This window comes from Yersinia thracica (assembly GCF_902170565.1).
Lineage (GTDB): Bacteria > Pseudomonadota > Gammaproteobacteria > Enterobacterales > Enterobacteriaceae > Yersinia > Yersinia thracica.
In genome coordinates, this window is the sequence record NZ_CABHXX010000008.1 from 12620 (window position 1) to 30315 (window position 17696).

Below are 17696 nucleotides of genomic sequence, written 5' to 3' on the forward strand. Positions count from 1 at the left end.
CGCCAGTCAATGATTCGGGTGAGAGATAGCAGCCAACGCACATGTAGCTTGAAGTATACCGAGTATAAAGCGTTGTGATTAATATAAACCTCGGGCTTGCTCGGGGTTTTTCTTTTTTTAAGGCGCAATAGTATGCATTTAACGGCCAGAGGTCTGACGTTGGACCTCACTCGCCCACAGGTTATGGGTATCCTGAATGTCACACCAGATTCATTTTCAGATGGTGGGCATCACAATAATCTTGATAAAGCATTACAACACGCCCAACTGATGTTATCAGCGGGTGCTACTCTAATTGATATTGGTGGTGAGTCCACTCGCCCCGGTGCGGCTGAAGTTAGTGAGCAAGAAGAGCTTGATCGAGTCGTGCCTGTCGTGGAAGCATTGGCGAAACGTTTTGATGTTTGGTTATCTGTAGATACATCCAAAGCGGCGGTAATCACTGAATCAGCTCGTGTCGGCGCTCACCTAATCAATGATATTCGTTCGTTGCAAGAACCCGGTGCGCTTGAAGCTGTGGCAAAAACCGGCTTGCCGGTGTGCCTGATGCATATGCAAGGGCAGCCACAAAGTATGCAGCAGTCCCCTCATTACGATGATCTTATGACTGATATAAATCAGTTTTTTAAGCACCATATTGACCGTTGTGTTGCGGGCGGTATCGCAAAAAGTAAATTGTTACTCGACCCAGGCTTCGGTTTCGGTAAAAATCTGGCGCATAATTATCAACTACTGGCACGGTTGGCCGAGCTTCACCATTTTGATCTGCCATTATTAGTCGGGATGTCACGAAAATCTATGGTTGGGCAGCTATTAAATGTCCCGCCACAACAACGGGTTATCGGGAGTGTCGCTTGCGCTGTCATTGCCGCAATGCAAGGCGCGCAGATTGTCAGGGTGCATGATGTCAAAGAAACTGTCGAGGCGATGCGTATCGTCGAGGCAACACTTTCAGCGAAGGGATAAATAAAAATTATGAGTAACCGTAAATACTTTGGTACAGATGGCATTCGCGGCAAAGTGGGTGACAGCCCGATTACGCCAGATTTTGTATTAAAGCTCGGCTGGGCTGCCGGTAAAGTTCTGGCTCGACATGGTTCTCGTAAAATTATCATCGGTAAAGATACGCGCATTTCTGGCTATATGCTGGAATCAGCACTCGAAGCAGGCCTGGCTGCTGCGGGGCTATCAGCCTCATTTACCGGTCCGATGCCGACCCCTGCCGTCGCTTATTTGACGCGAACTTTCCGTGCAGAAGCGGGCATCGTTATTTCGGCATCCCATAATCCTTTCTATGATAATGGCATTAAATTCTTCTCAATTGACGGCACTAAATTGCCTGATGATGTGGAAGAGGCGATTGAAGCCGAGATGGAAAAACCATTAACTTGTGTAGAATCTGCGGAACTGGGCAAAGCCAACCGTATCGTGGATGCTGCGGGTCGTTACATTGAGTTTTGCAAAGGGACATTCCCGAGCGAACTCAGCTTGAATGAGCTGAAAATTGTGGTTGATTGCGCTAATGGCGCAACTTATCACATTGCGCCAAGCGTATTGCGCGAGCTAGGTGCAACCGTCATTACTATCGGCTGTGAGCCGGATGGTATGAATATTAACGAAAAATGTGGTGCCACAGATGTTCGCTTGCTGCAAGAACGTGTTCTTGCTGAAAAAGCGCATGTTGGGCTGGCATTTGACGGCGACGGTGACCGGCTGATGATGGTCGATCACTTGGGTAATAAGGTTGATGGCGACCAAATCCTCTATATCATTGCTCGTGAAGGTTTACGTCAAGGCCAATTGAAAGGCGGTGCTGTCGGTACTCTGATGAGCAATATGGGGTTGCAACTGGCATTGAAAGAGCTGGGCATTCCGTTTGTTCGCGCTAAAGTAGGTGACCGCTACGTGCTGGAAGCTATGCAGGAAAAAGGCTGGAGAATTGGTGCTGAAAACTCAGGCCACGTAATCCTGTTGGATAAAACCACCACTGGTGATGGTATTGTGGCTGGTTTACAGGTGCTGACTGCGATGGTGCGTAACCATATGAGCTTGCACGATTTGTGCAGCGGTATGAAGTTATTGCCACAAATTCTGGTCAATGTGCGTTTCTCTGGTGATCATAATCCACTGAAATCAGACTCAGTTGAAGAAGTGACCCGCCAGGTTGAAAAAGAATTGGGCGACCGTGGCCGAGTTCTGTTGCGTAAGTCAGGTACTGAACCATTAATCCGAGTGATGGTTGAAGGTGATGCTGAAGAGGCACTGATTTCTGAAATGGCGAATCGGATTGCTGATGCGGTAAAAGCGGCAGGATAATGATTTTTTAGCGGGGGAGGGGGGTACTCTCCCCTGTAAATTATGCTGAAGTTGAATAACTTGACGTTTTTTTCCGCAAATAAACCTATGTAATGAAATTGCCCTTGCGTGTACTAGACGCTTTGGTTAGTATTCACACCCGCTTAAGTGGGTGAATAAGTCCCCCGCTTGATGGGTGAGAAGCATTTGGCATGCGGTGAACCCGCAAGGATACAGGTACAACTATGTACGAAGCTCTTCTGGTTATTTTCTTGCTGATTTCGATTGGGCTAGTTGCTCTGATCATGTTGCAGCAAGGTAAAGGCGCGGATATGGGAGCCTCATTCGGAGCAGGTGCTTCTGCAACTCTGTTCGGTTCGAATGGTTCCGGTAACTTTATGACCCGCATGACGGCTGTATTGGCGGCGCTGTTTTTCGTCATTAGCTTGATTTTGGGCAATATGAGCACCAACCAGGGCAATAAAGGCAGCGAGTGGGAAAATCTGGGTCAGCCAGCAAAATCTGAGCAGACTACAGCACCCGTAGCGCCGACTAAGCCGAGTAGTGATATCCCGCAGTAATGTTTCAAAAGCAGTTAGTAGTCAGAAATAGAAAGAAAGTTTTAAAGTGGTTGTGACGACTTAATCAGTAAAAACAACCATTTGAATCAGTGCCGGGGTGGTGGAATTGGTAGACACGCTACCTTGAGGTGGTAGTGCCCGATTGGGCTTACGGGTTCAAGTCCCGTCCTCGGTACCAAATCAGACAGATAACTTGCTTTTTTGTCGTTATCAACGTAATATTTGCCACGTTTTCGGACGCGGGGTGGAGCAGCCTGGTAGCTCGTCGGGCTCATAACCCGAAGGTCGTCGGTTCAAATCCGGCCCCCGCAACCACTTTCCTAAAGTGTTTTTTTTCAAATGTTGTATTCGGTAGACCTCAGATACTTTCGATTTCAATTTGAAAAAAATACTTGTCAGAAAGTTGTACCGAAGCCGCTTTGCGGCAAACAGGGTCCAGTTGCATAAAGCCCCGAATTTCGGGGTTTTTTGTTATTTGACAGCAGAATCACTGGGCTATTAGGCCCTTTTTTTATGTCTTGGGGGTGGGCTTGTCCACATTAGAACAAAAGTTAACAGAGATAATTTCAGCACCGGTAGAGGCCTTAGGCTATGAATTAGTCGGCATCGAGTTCATCCGGGGGCGCCAATCGACGCTACGAATCTATATTGATAGTGACGACGGAATCACTGTTGATGCTTGTGCTGATGTCAGCCACCAGGTCAGCGCTGTCTTGGATGTCGAAGATCCCATTACGGTCGCTTACAACTTAGAAGTTTCCTCTCCGGGCCTTGAACGCCCAATGTTCACTGCTGAACACTATACTCGTTACCTTGGTGAAGAAGTTACTTTGGTCTTGCGTATGGCTATGCAGAACCGCCGTAAATGGCAGGGCATTATCAAAGCCGTTGATGGTGAAATGATCACGGTTACTGTGGATGGAAAAGATGAAGTGTTCGCGCTGAGCAACATCCAGAAAGCGAACCTGGTACCCCACTTTTAAAGTTTGGATGAGGCAACTAGGATGAACAAAGAGATTCTGGCTGTTGTAGAAGCAGTTTCCAATGAGAAATCCCTTCCGCGCGAGAAGATTTTTGAGGCGTTGGAAACCGCTCTAGCGACAGCGACCAAGAAAAAATACGAACAAGAAATTGAAGTTCGCGTCAGTATCGACCGTAAAACCGGTGATTTCGACACCTTCCGTCGTTGGGTTGCCGTTGACGAAGTCACGATGCCAACTCGCGAAATTACGTTAGACGCGGCTCAGTATGAAGATCCATCGCTCCAGTTGGGCGATTATGTTGAAGATCAGATTGAATCTGTCACTTTTGACCGCATTACAACCCAAACTGCCAAGCAAGTTATCGTACAAAAAGTGCGTGAAGCTGAGCGGGCTATGGTGGTTGAACAATTCCGCCAATATTTAGGTGAGATTGTTACTGGTACGGTTAAGAAAGTTAACCGCGACAGTATTGCACTGGATCTGGGTCATAATGCCGAAGCTGTTATTAACCGCGAAGACATGTTACCGCGTGAAAACTTCCGTCCAGGCGACCGTATCCGTGGTGTTTTGTACGATGTTCGTCCAGAAGCTCGCGGTGCTCAGCTGTTTGTCAGCCGTTCACGCCCTGAGATGCTGATTGAACTGTTCCGCATTGAAGTGCCAGAAATCGGCGAAGAATTGATCGAAATTAAAGCCGCTGCCCGTGATCCTGGTTCGCGTGCTAAAATTGCGGTTAAAACCAACGACAAACGTATCGACCCGGTCGGTGCTTGTGTTGGTATGCGTGGTGCCCGTGTTCAGGCTGTTTCTAGCGAACTTGGCGGCGAGCGCATTGATATTGTATTGTGGGATGATAATCCAGCCCAGTTTGTTATTAATGCCATGGCGCCAGCTGATGTTGCGTCAATTGTGGTTGATGAAGACAAACACACAATGGATGTTGCCGTTGAAGCCAGTAACCTGGCACAGGCAATTGGCCGTAATGGCCAGAATGTACGTTTAGCGGCACAGCTGAGTGGCTGGGAACTGAACGTAATGACAGCGGACGATCTTCAGGCCAAGCATCAGGCCGAGGCTCATGCCGCTATTGATACCTTCACCAAATATCTTGATATCGATGAAGACTTTGCCACCATCTTGGTAGAGGAAGGTTTCTCTTCTCTGGAAGAATTGGCTTACGTGCCAATGAAAGAACTTCTGGAAATCGATGGTCTTGACGAAGATACGGTTGAAGCGCTGCGTGACCGCGCCAAAGCTGCATTGACCACGCAGGCCCTGGCACAAGAAGAAAGTCTTGGCGACCAAAAACCCGCTGATGATCTGCTGAATCTGGCTGGTCTGGAACGTAGCATGGCATTTAAATTGGCTGCGCGCGGTGTGTGTACGCTGGAAGATCTTGCCGAGCAGGGTATCGATGATCTGGCAGATATTGAAGGGCTTAGCGATGAGCAAGCCGGCGAGCTGATAATGGCTGCACGTAATATCTGTTGGTTTGGCGATAACGCGTAATAAACTGTAGCAGGAAGGAACAGCATGACAGATGTAACCGTAAAATCGCTGGCAGCTGAGATTCAGACCCCAGTTGATCGCCTGGTACAGCAATTTGCTGATGCAGGGATCAAGAAGTCTGAAGTAGACTCAGTTACCCAGCAAGAAAAAGAAACATTGCTGGCGCACTTAAACCGTGAACACGGTAGTGCGCCTAATAAACTCACGCTGCAACGCAAAACGCGTAGCACCTTGAATATTCCGAGCACCGGCGGAAAAAGTAAATCGGTGCAAATCGAGGTCCGCAAGAAACGCACTTATGTAAATACGCCGGAAGCTGAACAAGCAAAAGCGGAAGAGCAGGCACAGCGTGAAGCGGAAGAGCAGGCACAACGTGAAGCGGAAGCAGCAGCGCAGAAAATCGCTGAAGAAAAAGCTAAACGAGCGGCCGAAGAACAAGCCAAACGTGAGGCCGCTGAAAAAGCTAAACGCCAAGCAGCGGAAAAAGAAAAAGTGACGAATCAACAAACCGACGAAAAAACCAAGCCAGCTCAGACTGATAAAGCACGCCGTGAAGCTGAAGCTGCCGAGCTGAAACGCTCTGTAGAAGAAGAAACACGCCGTAAGGTCGAGGAAGACGCTAAACGCGTTGCTGAGGAAGCCCGTAAAATGGCAGCCGAAAATGAAGGTAAATGGCCAGCACCTGTGGCTGAGCAGACTGAATCTGCCGATTACCACGTAACCACCTCACAACATGCGCGCGCCGCGGAAGATGAAAACGACGCCAAAGTTGAAGGTGATCGCCGCAGCCGCACTCGTGGTGGTAAAGCAACTAAACAGAAGAAAGGCAATAAACTCTCCGAGTCTAAAGCTGATCGCGAAGAAGCACGTGCTGTTGGCCGTAAAGGCAAACGTAAACCAAGCACATTACAACAGAGCTTCAACAAGCCTGTTGTTGCCGTTAACCGCGATGTAGTGATTGGCGAGACGGTAACTGTTGCTGAACTGGCAAACAAAATGGCTGTTAAAGGTTCTCAGGTCATCAAAGCAATGATGAAACTGGGTGCAATGGCAACCATTAACCAGGTTATCGATCAGGAAACAGCACAGCTGGTTGCTGAAGAGATGGGCCACAAAGTTATCCTGCGTCGTGAAAACGAGCTGGAAGAAGCGCTGATGAGCGACCGTGATACCGGCGCTGAAGCTGCAGCTGAGCATCGCGCTCCCGTTGTGACCATTATGGGCCACGTTGACCACGGTAAAACTTCTCTGCTGGATTACATCCGCTCCACGAAAGTGGCGTCAGGTGAAGCCGGCGGTATTACACAGCACATCGGTGCTTATCACGTTGAAACTGAAAACGGCATGATCACTTTCCTGGATACACCAGGACACGCCGCGTTTACTTCAATGCGTGCCCGTGGTGCTCAGGCGACTGATATCGTGGTGCTGGTTGTCGCAGCCGACGATGGCGTGATGCCACAGACTATCGAAGCTATTCAGCATGCCAAAGCGGCGAACGTGCCAGTTGTGGTTGCAGTGAATAAAGTCGATAAGCCAGCCGCTGACCCAAGCCGTGTTAAAACTGAATTGATTCAATACGGTATTATATCCGAAGATTTTGGCGGCGATGTTCCATTCATCGAAGTATCTGCGAAAGTCGGTACCGGTATTGATAATTTGCTGCAAGCAATTCTGCTGCAAGCTGAAGTCATGGAACTGAAAGCCGTTCGTACTGGCATGGCAAGTGGTGTTGTCATCGAATCCTTCTTGGATAAAGGCCGTGGCCCAGTTGCTACCGTGCTGGTTCAACAAGGTACGCTGAACAAAGGTGATATCGTACTGTGTGGCTTCGAGTATGGCCGTGTACGTGCGATGCGTGACGAGCTGGGCCGTGATATCACGTCTGCTGGTCCGTCTATTCCGGTTGAGATCCTTGGCTTATCCAGTGTTCCTGCTGCTGGTGATGAAGTTACCGTTGTTCGTGACGAGAAGAAAGCTCGTGAAGTTGCACTGTATCGTCAGGGCAAATTCCGTGAAGTTAAGCTGGCTCGTCAGCAGAAATCTAAACTGGAAAACATGTTTGCTAACATGACTGAAGGTGAAGTTTCTGAACTGAACATCGTCATCAAATCTGACGTACAGGGTTCTTGTGAAGCTATCTGTGATTCACTGGAAAAACTGTCTACCGATGAAGTAAAAGTCCGCATTGTGGGTTCAGGCGTTGGTGGTATCACCGAAACTGACGCAACACTGGCCGCAGCTTCTGGCGCAATCATCCTTGGCTTTAACGTTCGTGCTGATGCTTCAGCGCGTCGTGTAGTAGAAACTGAAGGCTTGGATCTGCGTTACTACTCAGTCATTTATAGCTTGATTGATGAAGTTAAGCAGGCGATGAGTGGTATGCTGGCACCTGAGTACAAACAACAAATCATTGGTTTGGCTGAAGTTCGTGATGTATTTAAATCACCGAAATTTGGCGCCATTGCTGGTTGTATGGTTACTGAGGGTGTGATTAAGCGTAATAATCCAATCCGTGTTCTGCGCGACAACGTGGTTATCTATGAAGGCGAGCTGGAATCTCTGCGCCGCTTCAAAGATGACGTCAACGAAGTTCGTAATGGTATGGAATGTGGTATCGGCGTTAAGAACTACAATGACGTCCGTACGGGCGATGTGATCGAAGTCTTCGAAATTATCGAAATCAAACGTACTATCGATTAATCGCCTCAGATCTGCTTATATCCATTTGGGGGGCCTTGGCCCCCCAATTTGTCTGGAGAATCCAAATGGCAAAAGAATTCAGCCGTTCTCAGCGTGTTTCACAAGAAATGCAAAAAGAGATCGCACTCATCTTACAGCGCGAAATCAAAGACCCTCGTGTTGGCATGGCGACCGTGTCAGGTATCGAGCTATCTCGTGATTTGGCTTACGCTAAAGTCTTTGTGACCTTCCTGAACGTGTTAACCGATAATGCCTCACCGGATACAGTAAAAAATGGCATTAAAGCACTGCAAGATGCCTCCGGTTATATCCGCACTCTGCTGGGTAAAGCAATGCGCTTGCGTATCGTGCCAGAACTGACTTTCGCCTATGACAACTCTCTGATTGAAGGGATGCGGATGTCTAACCTGGTGACTAACGTCATCAAAAATGATGCAGAACGTCAGGTTAATCCAGGAAACGACGAGGAGAAGTAATGGGTCGTCCACGTCGTCGCGGCCGTGACATTAACGGCGTTCTGTTATTGGATAAGCCGCTGGGCCTCTCCTCCAATGACGTTTTACAAAAGGTAAAACGCCTCTTTAGCGCAAACCGCGCAGGCCATACTGGTGCACTTGATCCTTTGGCGACCGGTATGTTGCCTATCTGTCTGGGCGAAGCGACCAAGTTTTCCCAATTTTTGCTAGATTCAGATAAACGCTACCGTGTTGTGGCCCGTTTAGGTCAACGGACTGATACCTCGGATGCCGAAGGCGCATTAATCAGCGAGCGGGAAGTTAATGTCACGCAGGCGCAGATGGATGCCGCTCTGGACAGTTTCCGTGGTGACAGCCAGCAAGTGCCATCGATGTATTCTGCGTTGAAGCATCAAGGCAAGCCGTTGTATGAATATGCCCGTCAGGGGATTGAAGTAGAACGTGAAGCGCGCAGTATTACTGTGTACGAGCTGCTCTTTATCCGCTGGGAAGGTAATGACCTGGAGCTGGAAATTCATTGCTCTAAAGGGACTTACATTCGCACCATTGTTGATGATTTGGGTGAATTATTGGGTTGCGGCGCGCATGTCAGTTATTTGCGCCGTTTGCAGGTAGCGACTTATCCCAGTGATCGCATGGTGACTTTAGAGCAGTTAACTGCGATGGTTGAAGCGGCACAAGCAGAAGAGCGTTCGCCAAATGCGGAACTGGATGCGCTGCTATTGCCGATGGACAGTGCAGTATTAAATTTCCCTGAAGTCAATCTGTTACCTGCTGTTGCTGCTTATGTAAAACAAGGGCAGCCAGTGCATGTAGCCGGTGCGCCAGGCGAAGGAATGGTTCGTATCACTGAAGGCGAAGAGCGTAATTTCATTGGTATTGGCACCATTGCAGAAGATGGCCGTGTGGCTCCTAAGCGCTTGGTTGTGGAATATGCTGAGTAGGGCCTAGCGGCCTACCTTGCGATCCCGCGGTTCAAAGAGTAGAATAGTGCGGCTTACATATTGGGTTGCTGAATTAGAGATCGGCGCCTGTCTTAATTTATCTATATATTTGGAGTTGTATCATGTCTCTAAGTGTTGAAGCGAAAGCTAAAATCGTTGCTGACTTCGGTCGCGGTGCCAATGACACCGGTTCAAGCGAAGTTCAAGTTGCTCTGTTGACTGCTCAAATTAACCATTTGCAAAGTCACTTCTCCGAGCACAAAAAAGATCACCACAGTCGTCGTGGTCTGCTGCGTATGGTATCCACGCGTCGTAAGCTGCTGGATTACCTGAAGCGTGAAGACATATCGCGTTATGCTTCCCTGATCGAGCGTCTGGGTCTGCGTCGCTAAGTCTGCGAGTTTCGGGAGAAAGGGGCCAAATTGGCCCCTTTTTTCTAAGAAGCAATGATAAAATACGCTAGTATATTGTTGTTGTTCTATATTTTTAAAAAAGGATCTTCCGGTGCAGAGGTTCGCGCGGCTAATGAGAGACTTTAACTCAATGGGAGTTAAGGGTTGTCATTAGTCGCGAGGATGCAGTGTGAAGGTATTAGTAACAGGTGGATGGAGAGTCAATACGATCCGGCACCGCATAGTATAAGGATACTATTTTGCTGACTCCGATTATTCGTAAATTCCAGTACGGCCAACATACCGTCACCATCGAAACTGGCATGATGGCCCGCCAGGCAACTGCTGCTGTAATGGTAAGCATGGATGACACCGCAGTATTCGTCACTGTTGTTGGCCAAAAGAAAGCTAAACCAGGCCAGAGTTTCTTCCCTCTGACAGTTAACTATCAGGAGCGTACTTACGCTGCTGGCCGTATCCCAGGCAGCTTCTTCCGTCGTGAAGGCCGCCCAAGTGAAGGCGAAACGCTGACTTCACGTCTGATTGACCGTCCGATTCGCCCACTGTTCCCAGACAGCTTCCTGAATGAAGTTCAGGTTATTGCGACTGTTGTTTCGGTTAACCCACAAATTAACCCAGATATCGTGGCATTAATTGGTGCATCAGCTGCGCTGAGCTTGTCAGGTATTCCATTCAACGGCCCAATCGGTGCTGCGCGTGTTGGTTTTATCAACAACCAGTACGTGCTGAACCCAACCACTGACGAGCTGAAAGAAAGCCGCCTGGACTTGGTGGTTGCCGGTACTGCTGCTGCGGTATTGATGGTTGAATCAGAAGCACAAATTCTGTCTGAAGATCAAATGTTGGGCGCGGTTGTCTTCGGCCACGAACAACAACAAATTGTGATTGAAAATATCAATGCTCTGGTTGCTGAAGCGGGCAAACCGAAGTGGGATTGGCATGCAGAGCCAGTGAACGAAGCGCTGCACGCGCGCGTTGCTGAGTTGGCTGCTGCTCGTCTGGGTGACGCATACCGTATCACCGAGAAACAAGAGCGTTATACACAAGTTGATGCTATCAAAGCTGACGTGACTGAAGCGCTGTTAGCGCAAGACGATACTTTAGATGCTTCTGAAATTCAGGATATCTTGGGCAGCGTTGAGAAAAACGTCGTGCGTAGCCGTGTATTAGCTGGCGAACCGCGTATTGATGGCCGCGAAAAAGACATGATCCGTGGTCTGGATGTGCGTACCGGCGTATTGCCACGTACTCATGGTTCTGCGTTGTTCACCCGTGGCGAAACTCAGGCGCTGGTTACCGCAACACTGGGTACTGCACGTGATGCACAAAATATTGATGAGCTGATGGGTGAGCGTACTGACTCATTCCTGCTACACTATAATTTCCCTCCATATTGTGTTGGTGAAACCGGTATGGTTGGCTCACCGAAACGTCGTGAAATTGGCCATGGCCGTTTGGCGAAACGTGGTGTGTTGGCAGTGATGCCAAGCCCAAGTGAGTTCCCTTACACTGTCCGTGTGGTTTCTGAAATCACCGAGTCTAATGGTTCTTCTTCAATGGCTTCTGTTTGTGGTGCTTCTCTGGCCCTGATGGATGCAGGTGTACCGATTAAAGCCGCTGTTGCTGGTATCGCAATGGGTCTGGTTAAAGAAGATGAAAACTTTGTTGTTCTGTCTGATATTCTGGGTGACGAAGATCACTTGGGCGACATGGACTTTAAAGTAGCCGGCAGCCGTGACGGTATCACCGCACTGCAAATGGATATTAAAATCGAAGGCATCACCCGCGAAATCATGCAGGTGGCTCTGAACCAAGCTAAGGGTGCGCGTCTGCACATTCTGGGCGTTATGGAACAGGCTATCAGCACTCCGCGCGGCGATATCTCTGAATTTGCTCCACGTATCTACACCATGAAAATCAATCCTGAGAAAATCAAGGATGTGATTGGTAAAGGTGGTTCTGTGATCCGTGCGCTGACTGATGAAACTGGCACCACCATTGAAATCGAAGATGATGGCACCATTAAGATTGCAGCAACTGACGGCGACAAAGCGAAACATGCGATTCGCCGTATCGAAGAAATTACTGCTGAAATCGAAGTGAACCGTATCTATGCGGGTAAAGTGACTCGTATTGTTGATTTCGGTGCATTTGTAGCAATCGGCGGCGGTAAAGAAGGTCTGGTTCATATTTCTCAAATCGCTGACAAGCGCGTAGAGAAAGTGACTGACTATCTGCAAATGGGCCAAGAAGTCCCAGTGAAAGTAATGGAAGTTGATCGTCAGGGCCGTATCCGCCTGAGCATCAAAGAAGCCACTACTCCTGACGCAGAAGCACCAGCACCAGAAGCAGCAGAGTAATTAGTATTCCACAGCTCCTTACTGATGAGTGAGGAGCTGTGTTATCTCGAGGGCAGGATGCTCTTGTATTAAACAAATGGATGAAAGGATATTTATCCAATGTTTGTCTTCGGGAGTAGGAAATGAAGCCTTTCTTGCGCTGGTGTTACGTTGTGACAGCACTGATGCTGGCAGGATGCAGCAACCATGATTGGCGTAAAGACGAGGTATTGGCAATTCCGTTGCAACCTACGTTGCAGCAGGAAGTGATTCTGGCGCGCATGGAACAAATCCTTGCAAGTCGGGCACTTACGGATGATGAGCGCGCGCAGCTTTTATATGAGCGCGGAGTGCTGTATGATAGCCTCGGGCTACGGGCACTAGCGCGAAATGATTTTTCGCAAGCGTTAGCTATTCGTCCTGATATGCCAGAAGTTTTTAACTATCTGGGCATTTATTTAACGCAGGCAGGCAATTTTGATGCTGCCTATGAAGCGTTTGATTCTGTACTAGAGCTTGATCCAACTTACAATTACGCGCGTTTAAACCGGGGTATCGCTCTGTATTATGGCGGTCGATTCCCGTTAGCGCAGGATGATCTGCAGGCGTTTTATCAAGACGATCCAAATGATCCCTTCCGTTCGTTATGGCTGTATCTGGTGGAAAGAGAAATCGATCCTAAGACAGCTGCAGTAGCGTTACAACAGCGCTATGAAAAATCGGACAGAGGGCAATGGGGATGGAATATTGTCGAATTCTACTTGGGCACAATCAGCGAAAAAACGCTGATGGAACGGCTCAAGGCAGATGCAATGGATAACACTTCGCTCGCTGAGCATCTCAGTGAAACTGACTTCTATTTAGGTAAACATTACCTAAGTCTGGGGGACAAGAACACTGCTTCGGCGCTGTTCAAACTGACGGTAGCTAACAACGTTCATAACTTTGTTGAGCACCGCTATGCATTGTTGGAATTGGCGCTTTTGGGCCAAGAACAAGACGACCTATCGGAATCGGACCAGCAATAGCTGACGAACAATTATTAGCCTGATATACCTTGGTTTTTACCAACGTTAATCACCCTAACAGGTGATGGCCTTTTTGTTCGTTTTATAATCTAATTTGAGCCGGTTCACACTTTTCAATGAAAATGACTGAAAATTTTCTCGACGAGTTATGTAGACTGGCTGCCATTATTAATGAGGCACGTGTACATGACTACTGAGCTTGAAACCTCTTTTGCTGATCTGGGGCTGTCCGCTCCAATTCTTTCCGCTCTGACTGATCTTGGTTATGAAAAACCATCTCCTATTCAGTTGGAATGTATTCCACACCTGTTGAACGGCCGTGATGTTCTCGGCATGGCACAAACTGGTAGTGGTAAAACAGCCGCATTTGGTCTGCCGCTGTTGCACAACATTGACCCGACATTGAAAGCGCCACAGGTACTGGTGTTAGCACCGACCCGTGAGTTGGCTATCCAGGTTGCACAGGCACTGACCGATTTTTCAAAACACATGAACGGCGTTAACGTGGTGGCCCTGTACGGCGGTCAGCGTTATGACGTTCAATTACGCGCTTTGCGCCAAGGGCCACAAGTTGTTGTCGGCACCCCAGGTCGTCTGTTAGACCACCTGAAACGCGGTACTCTTAACCTGTCCAACCTGAGCGGTTTAGTGTTGGATGAAGCAGATGAAATGCTGCGTATGGGCTTTATCGAAGACGTCGAAACTATCATGGCGCAGATCCCAGCGGAACATCAGACTGCTCTGTTCTCTGCTACCATGCCAGAAGCGATTCGTCGTATCACCCGTCGCTTTATGAAAGAACCACAGGAAGTCCGCATTCAATCTAGCGTGACGACCCGCCCTGACATTAGCCAGAGTTTCTGGAGAGTCGGTGGTGGTTATAACAAGAAAGAAGCGTTGGTTCGCTTCCTGGAATCTGAAGATTTCGATGCAGCCATCATCTTCGTGCGCACCAAAAATGCGACGCTGGAAGTTGCAGAAGCTCTGGAACGTAGTGGTTACAACAGCGCAGCATTGAACGGCGACATGAACCAGGCGCTGCGTGAGCAGACACTGGATCGCCTGAAAGATGGCCGTCTGGATATCCTGATTGCGACTGACGTTGCTGCTCGTGGGCTGGATGTTGAACGTATCAGCTTAGTTGTAAACTATGATATCCCTATGGATTCAGAGTCTTATGTTCACCGTATCGGCCGTACTGGCCGTGCGGGTCGTGCAGGCCGTGCATTACTGTTCGTAGAGAACCGTGAACGTCGTCTGTTACAGAACGTTGAACGTACCATGAAGCTGACTATCCCTGAAGTTCAGTTGCCAAACGCAGAATTGCTGGGCGAGCGCCGCTTAGCTAAATTCGCAGCGAAAGTGGGCCAACAGCTGGAAAGCAGTGATTTGGATATGTACCGCGCGTTGCTGGCGAAGCTGCAACCAGAAGAAGAGTTTGATCTCGAAACTCTGGCTGCCGCACTGCTGAAAATGGCACAAGGCGAACGTCCTTTGATCCTGCCACCGGAAGCACCGCGTCGTCCACAGCGTGAATTCAATTCTCGCGATGACCGTGGTAGCGATCGCGGCCGTGATCGTAATGACAGCCGTCGTGAACCTCGTTCTGACAGCCGCGACGGTGGCGAGCGTCCAGCACGTCGCGAACGTCGTGATGTTGGCGAGATGGAACTGTACCGCATTGAAGTGGGCCGTGATGATGGTGTTGAAGTTCGTCATATCGTTGGCGCTATCGCTAACGAAGGTGATATCAGCAGCCGTTATATCGGCAACATCAAGCTGTTTGCTTCGCATTCAACTATCGAGCTGCCAAAAGGCATGCCGGGTGAAATGTTATCTCACTTCACTCGTACCCGTATCCTGAACAAGCCGCTGAACATGCAGCTGTTGGGTGATGCACAGCCGCATGAGCGCCGTGAGCGCCCAGCAGGTGGTAATGGTGGTGGTGAGCGCCGTGGTGGTGCTGGCCGTTCAGCCGGTGGCGAACGTCGTGAAGGCGCAGGTGCTCCTCCTCGTCGTTCATTCGGCAGCGACCGTGCTCCAGCGGGTGGTGGCGAACAACGTCGTGGTAATCGTGATGGTCAGCGCTCAGCTGCACCTGCACCACGTCGCGATGATGCCGCAGCGCCAGCCGCACCTGCTCGCCGTCGTTTCGGTGATGCATAAGCCTTAGTTCATCTCTGATGATTAAAACAAAACCAGCCCTCGGGCTGGTTTTTTTATGTCTGCGATATTCAACTTGTGAATGAACTACAGGCGCTCGGCGGGTTGCAAGTCTTGTTGCAAACTGGCAACTATTTCAAATGAATACAATCGTGCTTGGTGATCAAAAATCTGGCCATTGACCATCAATTCATCGGCCTGAGTTTCCCGCAATAGTGACTGAAGCCCGTGCCGGACTTTACTTTTATCGCCAATGATAGACAGGCGCAGCGCTTGGTCGACACCAAACTGCTCTGCCGGAGAACAGATTTTCTCCATATCGTCGACGGGCGGTGGTAATTGGCCCGGTGTACCACGGCGCAGATTGACAAACTGCTGCTGCATCGAAGTAAACAGGAAACGGGCATCACGCTCAGTATCTGCGGCCACGACATTCACACACACAATCGCATAAGGTTTTGGCCACTGAGCGGAAGGTTTGAAATTCTCCCGATACAGTTTGAGCGCCTGGAATAGCATGTCTGGTGCAAAATGCGAGGCGAAAGCAAAGGGCAGGCCCATGGCAGCTGCTAATTGCGCGCTATACAAGCTAGAGCCCAGCAGCCACAGAGGGACATGCAAACCCTGGCCGGGGACGGCTTGTACCGCTTGCCCAGGTTGCACATCGGCAAAATAGTTTTGCAGTTCGCGTACATCGGACGGGAAATTATCAACCTCACCAGAGAGATGGCGGCGTAGCGCCATCATAGTGCGCTGATCACTGCCGGGGGCCCGGCCAAGGCCGAGGTCGATGCGGTCAGGATACAGCGAGGCAAGGGTACCAAACTGTTCAGCTATCACCAGCGGTGAATGGTTTGGCAGCATAACACCGCCTGAACCGACGCGGATGGTGCTGGTGCCACCGGCAATATAGCCAATGAGCACGGAGGTCGCGGCGCTGGCAATGCCGGTCATATTATGGTGTTCGGCCAGCCAGTAGCGGTGATATCCCCATTTTTCAGTATGTTGAGCTAAGTCCAACGAGGCATGAAATGCATCTCGTGGGGTCTTGCCCTGCGCTATTGGTGATAAATCGAGTACTGAAAGTGGCACGGCCTTTTTGTCAGTCATAGAATCGTCCATCTTAACCTTAGTCGAGTCGCTTGAAGGGCGAGCGCGTTTATTGATAAACGCATTGATTTTAAAGAGATAACTACGGATTACCATATTCACTATGTGAATAAATCACAGCAATAACAGCCATTCATGAATAAGAGCATAATCGAAATAGTGTCTTTCGGGAGGGGAATAAATGCGGCCTGAAAGGGGACACAATTGTTTGTGTGAATAATCAGTGTGAATAAATGGGGAACCGTGGCCCCCCCGCCTAATCTATTAGGATACCAATTCTAGCCCGGCTAATCGCCGCCAGTAGCCGTTACAATCGGCTTTATTGGTTAACGCCAGCGGAACCAAACCTTGCTCGTTGGCGCGGAACTGGTCGATGACATTCAGCGTCTCAATACCTTGTGGCGAAAGACGGACGATATCCACTAAACCTTGCATGGAAATCAAATCATTACCGAGGTTATAGCAGTAGCCACTCTGAGTTTGAATGCCATTGAGAATAAACACCTGCTGCTCTTCTTGTGACAGCACTGGCCGCCCTTGCGGGTACTTAATGCAGCAAGTTTCACATTGGTCTTTGGCCAGATTTTCTGAACGCGCAGTAAAACAGCGGGCAGAATAAGCCAGTGGCAGATGGCCGTAGCTCAACACTTCGACTTCAAACTGATGGCGGAACCCCAGCTCTTCACACTGTTGCAGCACATTAGCCAGCCAATCGCGAGATAGCTCAACCGGCATGCACCAGCGCATCATGCCCTGGCGATGTAAAATCCGCAGGGTATAGGCGTTGTAGCAATTGAGCGCATGACCGGCCACAAATGGCAAACCGCGTTCGGCCGCCATATTCACCGCACCCAAATCATTCGCTTCCAGCAAGAATTCGCCGTTTTCCACATAGCGCTTTAATTCATTTAACTCTGATGGCGCTTGCAACAGGGCGAGAGTGGAAATCACCACCTGCTTGCCGCTGGCGGCAACTTCTTTGGCTAAAGCTAACCAATCACCGACTTTCATTTCGCGGCGCTTGGTGCAGACATTCTCACCAAGATAAATGATATCGGCGCTGCTGCTGACTGCGGCCTGATAAAAAGCTTCAATATCGGTTTTTGGCCAGTAATAGAGCACTGCGCCTAAGGCGTACTTCATACTTCCTCC

At 49.3% G+C, this 17696-nt stretch carries 15 protein-coding genes and 2 tRNA genes; 15 read left to right on the forward strand and 2 right to left on the reverse strand.

Annotated elements, in window-relative coordinates; genetic code table 11:
• The first annotated feature begins 132 nt into the window (after positions 1-132).
• The 15 genes from folP to FTA91_RS00995 all read left to right on the forward strand — a co-directional run bounded on the left by folP (position 133) and on the right by FTA91_RS00995 (position 15437).
• Entirely contained in the window at positions 133-966 is an 834-nt protein-coding gene (gene folP / locus FTA91_RS00925; protein WP_050114486.1) for a dihydropteroate synthase, read from the forward strand.
• 9 nt (positions 967-975) lie between these two features.
• Positions 976-2316: a phosphoglucosamine mutase gene (gene glmM / locus FTA91_RS00930; protein ID WP_050114485.1), complete on the forward strand. Its 1341-nt coding sequence runs from the start codon at positions 976-978 to the stop codon at positions 2314-2316.
• A 224-nt stretch (positions 2317-2540) separates the two neighbouring features.
• On the forward strand, positions 2541-2876 hold the full coding sequence (gene secG / locus FTA91_RS00935; RefSeq protein ID WP_050114484.1) for a preprotein translocase subunit SecG: 336 nt from the start codon (positions 2541-2543) through the stop codon (positions 2874-2876).
• Between the two features lie 91 nt (positions 2877-2967).
• A tRNA-Leu gene (locus FTA91_RS00940) sits at positions 2968-3054 on the forward strand.
• A gap of 60 nt (positions 3055-3114) precedes the next feature.
• Positions 3115-3191 (forward strand) — tRNA-Met (locus tag FTA91_RS00945).
• A gap of 215 nt (positions 3192-3406) precedes the next feature.
• Entirely contained in the window at positions 3407-3859 is a 453-nt protein-coding gene (gene rimP, locus FTA91_RS00950) for a ribosome maturation factor RimP (RefSeq protein WP_005156279.1), read from the forward strand.
• Between the two features lie 21 nt (positions 3860-3880).
• Positions 3881-5368 (forward strand): transcription termination factor NusA, encoded by a 1488-nt coding sequence (gene nusA, locus FTA91_RS00955; RefSeq protein ID WP_145536264.1) that lies wholly within the window; start codon positions 3881-3883, stop codon positions 5366-5368.
• Positions 5369-5392: 24 nt separating this feature from the next.
• Positions 5393-8071 (forward strand): translation initiation factor IF-2, encoded by a 2679-nt coding sequence (infB, locus tag FTA91_RS00960; RefSeq protein WP_050114482.1) that lies wholly within the window; start codon positions 5393-5395, stop codon positions 8069-8071.
• Positions 8072-8136: 65 nt separating this feature from the next.
• On the forward strand, positions 8137-8547 hold the full coding sequence (gene rbfA / locus FTA91_RS00965) for a 30S ribosome-binding factor RbfA (protein ID WP_050114481.1): 411 nt from the start codon (positions 8137-8139) through the stop codon (positions 8545-8547).
• Entirely contained in the window at positions 8547-9491 is a 945-nt protein-coding gene (gene truB, locus FTA91_RS00970) for a tRNA pseudouridine(55) synthase TruB (protein ID WP_050114480.1), read from the forward strand. Before rbfA ends, truB begins: the two co-directional genes overlap by 1 nt.
• 122 nt (positions 9492-9613) lie before the next feature.
• A complete protein-coding gene (gene rpsO, locus FTA91_RS00975) occupies positions 9614-9883 on the forward strand; it encodes a 30S ribosomal protein S15 (protein ID WP_038636793.1) in 270 nt (89 codons plus the stop codon).
• 260 nt (positions 9884-10143) lie between these two features.
• Positions 10144-12264 (forward strand): polyribonucleotide nucleotidyltransferase, encoded by a 2121-nt coding sequence (pnp, locus tag FTA91_RS00980; RefSeq protein ID WP_050114479.1) that lies wholly within the window; start codon positions 10144-10146, stop codon positions 12262-12264.
• A gap of 122 nt (positions 12265-12386) precedes the next feature.
• Positions 12387-13271 carry a lipoprotein NlpI gene (nlpI, locus tag FTA91_RS00985; protein WP_050114478.1) on the forward strand — a complete coding sequence of 295 codons (885 nt, stop codon included), beginning with the start codon at positions 12387-12389 and terminating at the stop codon, positions 13269-13271.
• A 122-nt stretch (positions 13272-13393) separates the two neighbouring features.
• The gene (yrbN, locus tag FTA91_RS20515) at positions 13394-13468 is read left to right on the forward strand and encodes a protein YrbN (RefSeq protein ID WP_223499600.1); all 75 of its coding nucleotides are present in this window, start codon (positions 13394-13396) and stop codon (positions 13466-13468) included.
• Complete coding sequence (locus FTA91_RS00995) at positions 13458-15437, forward strand: DEAD/DEAH family ATP-dependent RNA helicase (RefSeq protein ID WP_050114477.1); 1980 nt, start codon at positions 13458-13460, stop codon at positions 15435-15437. The genes yrbN and FTA91_RS00995 overlap by 11 nt, the downstream gene beginning before the upstream one ends.
• An 84-nt stretch (positions 15438-15521) precedes the next feature.
• Here FTA91_RS00995 and FTA91_RS01000 read toward each other — a convergent pair whose 3' ends face one another.
• The gene (locus FTA91_RS01000) at positions 15522-16544 is read right to left on the reverse strand and encodes a luciferase-like monooxygenase (RefSeq protein ID WP_050114476.1); all 1023 of its coding nucleotides are present in this window, start codon (positions 16542-16544) and stop codon (positions 15522-15524) included.
• A 264-nt stretch (positions 16545-16808) separates the two neighbouring features.
• Positions 16809-17687, reverse strand: coding sequence for a U32 family peptidase (locus tag FTA91_RS01005; RefSeq protein WP_050114475.1), 879 nt, complete (start codon positions 17685-17687; stop codon positions 16809-16811).
• Between the last annotated feature and the right edge of the window lie 9 nt (positions 17688-17696).

Excerpts from the sequence above, each read along its gene's own strand:
- rbfA (WP_050114481.1), top strand. The coding sequence starts at position 8,137 with ATGGCAAAAGAATTCAGCCGTTCTCAGCGTGTTTCACAAGAAATGCAA.
- FTA91_RS01000 (WP_050114476.1), bottom strand. The coding sequence starts at position 16,544 with ATGACTGACAAAAAGGCCGTGCCACTTTCAGTACTCGATTTATCACCA.
- folP (WP_050114486.1), top strand. The coding sequence starts at position 133 with ATGCATTTAACGGCCAGAGGTCTGACGTTGGACCTCACTCGCCCACAG.
- infB (WP_050114482.1), top strand. The coding sequence starts at position 5,393 with ATGACAGATGTAACCGTAAAATCGCTGGCAGCTGAGATTCAGACCCCA.
- rpsO (WP_038636793.1), top strand. The coding sequence starts at position 9,614 with ATGTCTCTAAGTGTTGAAGCGAAAGCTAAAATCGTTGCTGACTTCGGT.
- nlpI (WP_050114478.1), top strand. The coding sequence starts at position 12,387 with ATGAAGCCTTTCTTGCGCTGGTGTTACGTTGTGACAGCACTGATGCTG.
- FTA91_RS01005 (WP_050114475.1), bottom strand. The coding sequence starts at position 17,687 with ATGAAGTACGCCTTAGGCGCAGTGCTCTATTACTGGCCAAAAACCGAT.
- FTA91_RS00995 (WP_050114477.1), top strand. The coding sequence starts at position 13,458 with ATGACTACTGAGCTTGAAACCTCTTTTGCTGATCTGGGGCTGTCCGCT.
- nusA (WP_145536264.1), top strand. The coding sequence starts at position 3,881 with ATGAACAAAGAGATTCTGGCTGTTGTAGAAGCAGTTTCCAATGAGAAA.
- secG (WP_050114484.1), top strand. The coding sequence starts at position 2,541 with ATGTACGAAGCTCTTCTGGTTATTTTCTTGCTGATTTCGATTGGGCTA.
- glmM (WP_050114485.1), top strand. The coding sequence starts at position 976 with ATGAGTAACCGTAAATACTTTGGTACAGATGGCATTCGCGGCAAAGTG.
- truB (WP_050114480.1), top strand. The coding sequence starts at position 8,547 with ATGGGTCGTCCACGTCGTCGCGGCCGTGACATTAACGGCGTTCTGTTA.